Source organism: Kitasatospora sp. MBT63 (genome assembly GCF_000710465.2).
In the GTDB taxonomy this organism is placed as follows: domain Bacteria; phylum Actinomycetota; class Actinomycetes; order Streptomycetales; family Streptomycetaceae; genus Kitasatospora.
Genome location: NZ_JAIZ01000775.1, coordinates 445 through 5090 on the forward strand (window position 1 = coordinate 445; position 4646 = coordinate 5090).

The window sequence follows — 4646 nt, forward strand, 5'->3', positions numbered from 1 at the left end:
CAGCAGGTGGGTGGCGCCCATGCCGGGGGTGAAGCCGTAGCGCATGAAGTTCCCGGCGTAGACCGAGCGTTCGCTGAACACGGCCAGGTCCGCGTAGAGCGCCAGGACCAGTCCGCCGCCGATGGCGTGGCCCTGGACCGAGGCCACCACCGGGAGCGGGCAGCGGGCCAGTACCCGGAAGAAGTCGTCGGTGTCGAAGCTGCCCTCGCCCCGGGCGAAGTGGACCAGTTCCCGTTGCGAGCCGCCGGCGCAGAACAGCTCCGGCATGCCCTCGACCAGCACCACCCGGGTCCGTTCCTCGGCCACCGCCCGCCCGACGGCGTCCACCAGGCCCCGGCTGAAATCCGGCCCGAAGGTGTTGCGTCCCTCGCGGTCGGCCATCCGTACCACGGCGATCGGGCCCTGCCAGGACAGCGAGACCACCTCGGGACCGGCCGTGGTGCCCCGCGAAGGGGCCGGTGCGGCGCTCATGCGGCGGCTCCCGCCGTGCGCAGCCGGTCCAGCAGCCGCCGGGCGCCCGGGGCCGCGAACCGTTCGATCAGCAGCTGCGAGGCCTCGTGGCCCAGGCCCGGGTCGCGCGGGAACAGCCGGGCCCGGTAGTCCTTGAGCGCGGCGGCGGTGGCCCGGTCGGTCCGGCCGAGCCGGGCGAGCAGCGGCCGCAGCGCCGACTCGGCGTCGGGGCCGGATAGGTCGGCGAGTCCGGCGCGGTGCGCGGCGGCCGCGTCGAACTCCTCGGCGCACAGGGTCGCCGCGAACGCCCGCTGCTCGCCGAGGCGGCGGGCGACGAACGGCAGCGCCATCGCGGGCACCAGTCCGGCCAGCACCTCGGTGAGCCGGAACCGGGCGCGGTCGCCGGCCACCACCAGGTCGCAGGCCGCGGCCAGGCCGACCCCGCCGGCGGTGGCCCGGCCGTCCACGGCCGCGACGGTCACCAGTTGGCTGCGGGTCAGCCGGTCCAGCAGCGTCCAGTACGGCAGTTCGGCGCCGTCCGGCAGCGGTTCGGCCGCGGCACCGGCTCCGGACGGGCCGCCGCCGGACAGGTCGGTGCCGGACAGGTCGGTGCCCGCGCAGAAGTCCTCGCCGACCGCCGACAGGACGAACACCCGGCAGTCGGGGTCGGCCTCGGCCCGGTCGAGGGCCGCGGCCAGGCCGTCGAGCAGGGCGTCGTCGATGGGGTTGCGGCGCTCCGGGCGGTCGAGCACCGCCCGCAGCATCCCCCGGCCGCGGGTGACCCGGACGGCCGTGTCCCGGCCGCTCATCGGTCGGCCCCCAGCCAGACGTACTCGCGGTGGTAGTCGCGGACGGCTTCCAGCACCAGCCGGGGCCGGCTGTCGCCGCCGCCGAACCGGGCTTTGGTGATCTGCGGGAAGCGGTCCAGGTCGAAGGTGAAGTCCCGGGCGCCGAACTTGAGTTCCGCGGTCGCGGTGAGCAGCTCGTCGTACTCGGGGACGGACAGCGAGTACCGGGCGTCCAGGGCCTCGCGGATGCCCATGGAGCGCACCGCGCGCTGCGACTGCGGGGTCACCACGGCGCTGTAGAACTCGGAGCTGCAGCCGGAGCCGTAGGAGAAGATGCCGACCCGGCGCTCCCGGTCGATGACGGCGTTGTCGATGGTGCTGGCCAGCGCGAGGAAGACGGTGCCGGCGTAGATGTTGCCGACCTGGCGCGGGTACTCCACCGCGGCGGACAGCCGGGCGGTGAAGTCGTCCTCGATGGCCTGCGGCGACATCCGCTTGAGCTTGCGCAGGACGGCCCGGTGGGCGCCCTTGACCATGCCGGGGAACGGCGTGTGCATCGCCAGCAGGTCGAAGCTGTCCACCAGGTCGGCGCCCTCGACCTTGCGGGCGTAGTCGGTGAACGAGCCCTTGAGGCAGTCGATGTAGGTGAGCAGCGAGAGGTCGACGTCGCCCGCCTCGGCCTCCGGGTCCGGGCGGCAGGTGTCCATCACCTCGTAGCTGTGGAAGCCGTTGGCTCCCCGGTCGAAGGCCGCCACCACCGGCCGGTCGCCGATCAGCATGGCGACCGCCCCGGCGCCCTGGCTGGGCTCCACGTAGGTGTGCGGGACGGGTCGCGCCACGTCGCTGCTGATGACCAGGGCCTTGGCGCCGTCGAACGGGCTGGCGGCCACCACGGCCGCGGCCATCTGGACCGCCGCCGTACCGCTGTAGCAGGCCTGCTTGGTCTCGAACAGGCGGCAGGAACGCGGCAGGCCGAGGTGGTCGTGGACGTAGGTCGCGAGGGACTTGCCGAAGTCGACGCCGGACTCGGTGCCGACGATCAGCAGCTCGATCCGGCCGCGCTCCTCCTCGCTGAGCGCGTCCACGATCGGCTTGGCCGCGTTGACGGCGAAGGAGACGGCGTCCTCGCAGTGCAGGGCCACGCTCTTGCGGGCCATCATCAGGTTGTCGATCCGGCTGTCGTCCAGCCCGCGGGCGGCGAACAGGGTGGGGACGTCGACGTACGTCTCTCCGCAGTAGGCGTTGACGGCTTCGATGCCGACCGGCTTCATGGGGTGTTCTCCCTCAGGAAAGGACAGGGTCAGGGCTGGGTACGGCGGCCGGGCCGGCCGCCTCGGGCAGCCGCAGCACGACGGAGGCGTTGATGCCGCCGAAGGCGAAGCTGTTGGTGAGCGCGGTGCGCAGCGGGTGGCGTTCGGCGCGGGTGCCGACCAGCGGCAGCCGGGGGTCGAGCGGCCGGGCGAGGTTGGGATTGGGGTGGCAGGCGCCGGCCCGCAGCTGGGCGATGACGGCGACCGCCTCGACCAGCCCGGCGGCGCTCAGGCAGTGACCGGTGAGCGGCTTGGTGGAGTTGATCCGCAGGGACGGGCGGGCGCCGAAGACCTCCAGCAGCGAGTCGGCCTCGGTCCGGTCGCCGAGCACCGAACCGGTGCCGTGGGCGTTGACGTAGTCGACCTGGTCCGCCGCCAGTCCGGCCGACGCCAGCGCCGCCCGCATCGCGGCCACCTGGCCACCGGAATCCGGCTCGGTGCCGCGTCGGGCGTCCAGCCGCTGCCCGTACCCGGCGACCTCCGCCAGGATCTCCGCGCCGCGGGCCCGCGCCGCCGCCGGCCGTTCCAGCACGACGGCCGCCGCGCCCTCGCCCCGGACGAAACCCTGCCGGTCCCGGTCGAACGGCCGGCACATCCGGGCCGGCTCCGCGCGCAGTGCCTCGTACGCCATGGCACCCGTGCGCCGGAACGCCTCCGCCTCCACCGGGGACAGTTCCGCCACCGGCGCGACCACCAGGACCCGCTCGGCCCAGCCGGCGGCGACCATCCGGGCGCCCTGCAGCAGCGCGATCGAGCCGCTGGCGGACGCCCCGCCCACCGCCCAGCCCTCCGACCGGACCCCGGTCACCTCGCTCACGGCACCGACCACGTCGACATCGAGGTGGGTCAGGGCGTACGAGGCCCGCAGCCGGCCCGGCGCACGTTGGTGGCCGAGCACGGTGTCCGCCTGGTGCGCCAGGGCCAGGTTGCTGCCGGCGACCAGCAGGGCGGTGTCCCCGGCCACGGCGGGCTCGACGGCCCGGCCGGGCGGCGCCAGCCCGGCGTCCGCCAGCGCGCGCAGCGCCACGCAGGCCGCGGTACGGGCGGGCAGCGCGGCCCGGCCCGCGACCCGGCGCAGCAGGGCGGCCCGCTCCGGGTCGTCCGGGAGGTGCCGTTCGGCCCACTCGGCGACGCCGAACGGCCCGAGGGCCGCGACGGGCAGCACCATGCCATCGGGCGTGCCGGACGGGTCGGCCCCGGCGGGGAGGGTCACCGCGCTGCGCCCCGCCAGCAGGGCCGCGGTGAAGTCCGCCAGGCGGTCGCCGAGCGGCCCGAGGACGGCGGCCGCGGTGACGGCCACCGCGGGGACCGGCCGGTCCGGCACGCCCGCGCTCACACGTGCTCGCTCAGGACCGCGACCAGCGAGCGCAGGTCGTTGGCACGGGTCAGCGTCTCGGCGGGGACCCGGACGCCGAGGTCGTCCTGGGTGGCGATGACCACGTCCATCCGGTCGATGGAGTTGGCCCCGAGGTCACGCATGCTGTGGTCGAGCGTGATCTGGGACTCGGTCAGCTCGGGGAGCACCTCCAGGAGGTTGCGGCGGACGACGGCGAATATCTCGTCGGTGGTCATGGTCTGGTTCCTCTTCGGGTGCGGTGGGACGGGGTTGCGGTGGGACTTGGTGCGGTGGGACGGGGTGCGGATCGGGTGCGGTGCCGGGCCCGGGTCAGCTCGGGCGGGGCAGCAGGGTCAGTACCTGCTCGATGGTCAGCCGGTTGTCGCGGACGGCGCTGAGGAGCGCGTCCAGGTCGGCGGCCGAGGGGGCGGCGGGTGCCGGGGCGACGGCCACCGCACCGGTCAGCGCGGCGACATGGCGGCTCAGGGCGCCGAGGCTGGGGTGGTCGTAGAGCACGCCCGCCTTCTCGTCCAGGCCGTACGCCTGGTTGACGAAGGCGACGAACTCCACGCCGAGGATCGAGTCCAGGCCGAGCGTGTTGAAGCTCGCCTCGTCGTCGAGGTCGGCGGGCTCGCAGTACAGCGTGCGGGCCAGTTCCTCGCGCAGGGCGGCGGCGATCACGGCGGGGTCGGCCGCGCCGCGCGCCGTCTGCGGGGCAGGGGCCGGGGCGGGCGCCGGCGCGGCCGTGACCGTGGTGGCGGC

6 protein-coding genes are annotated in these 4646 nt (G+C 75.1%); all 6 read right to left on the bottom strand.

From position 1 onward, the window contains the following. Positions 1-471: enoyl-CoA hydratase-related protein (locus AA75_RS40120; protein WP_199520532.1), on the bottom strand; the 471-nt coding region annotated here is incomplete at its 3' end. Further along, positions 468-1259, bottom strand: coding sequence for an enoyl-CoA hydratase-related protein (locus AA75_RS40125; protein ID WP_051814238.1), 792 nt, complete (start codon positions 1257-1259; stop codon positions 468-470). The genes AA75_RS40125 and AA75_RS40120, both read right to left, overlap by 4 nt. Next, positions 1256-2509 carry a hydroxymethylglutaryl-CoA synthase family protein gene (locus AA75_RS40130; RefSeq protein WP_033825421.1) on the bottom strand — a complete coding sequence of 418 codons (1254 nt, stop codon included), beginning with the start codon at positions 2507-2509 and terminating at the stop codon, positions 1256-1258. Before AA75_RS40130 ends, AA75_RS40125 begins: the two co-directional genes overlap by 4 nt. Positions 2510-2522: 13 nt before the next feature. Further along, positions 2523-3884, bottom strand: coding sequence for a beta-ketoacyl synthase N-terminal-like domain-containing protein (locus tag AA75_RS40135; RefSeq protein ID WP_199520533.1), 1362 nt, complete (start codon positions 3882-3884; stop codon positions 2523-2525). Then, positions 3881-4120: a phosphopantetheine-binding protein gene (locus tag AA75_RS40140; protein ID WP_033825422.1), complete on the bottom strand. Its 240-nt coding sequence runs from the start codon at positions 4118-4120 to the stop codon at positions 3881-3883. Before AA75_RS40140 ends, AA75_RS40135 begins: the two co-directional genes overlap by 4 nt. A 94-nt stretch (positions 4121-4214) precedes the next feature. After that, a partial coding sequence (locus AA75_RS40145; RefSeq protein WP_051814240.1) for an acyl carrier protein occupies positions 4215-4646 on the bottom strand: 432 nt, incomplete at its 5' end.

Coding starts and splice junctions, on each gene's coding strand:
- AA75_RS40125 (WP_051814238.1), bottom strand. CDS start 1,259: ATGAGCGGCCGGGACACGGCCGTCCGGGTCACCCGCGGCCGGGGGATG.
- AA75_RS40130 (WP_033825421.1), bottom strand. CDS start 2,509: ATGAAGCCGGTCGGCATCGAAGCCGTCAACGCCTACTGCGGAGAGACG.
- AA75_RS40140 (WP_033825422.1), bottom strand. CDS start 4,120: ATGACCACCGACGAGATATTCGCCGTCGTCCGCCGCAACCTCCTGGAG.